This window comes from Streptomyces sp. AC558_RSS880, from assembly GCF_019049255.1.
Lineage (GTDB): Bacteria > Actinomycetota > Actinomycetes > Streptomycetales > Streptomycetaceae > Streptomyces.
Genome location: NZ_JAGMUJ010000028.1, coordinates 1 through 212, shown reverse-complemented (window position 1 = coordinate 212; position 212 = coordinate 1). Strand labels below are relative to the sequence as shown.

The 212-nt window shown below is 76.4% G+C and carries 1 protein-coding gene; it reads right to left on the bottom strand.

What is annotated here, in order from left to right; genetic code table 11:
• Window positions 1-212, bottom strand: a 212-nt coding sequence (locus KUM38_RS10285; protein WP_217129004.1) for a hypothetical protein, incomplete at both ends; no start/stop codon positions are given.

Sequence of the window (212 nt, the reverse complement as noted above, 5' to 3'; positions counted from 1 at the left end):
GTGACGTCGAGCCGTACGGGGTGGACACGGGTGAACCAGCCCACCGTGCGGGAGAGGTCCACGTCCGGCCGGTCGGTGTCGCGGCCGTGGCCCTCCAGGTCGACCAGCACACCGCCGTCGGCGTCCACGCCCCGCGCCTCGCGCCACTGGCGCACCGCGAGGGCCAGCGCACCCAGCAGCACGTCGTCGACGCCGCCGTGGAAGGCGGCCGG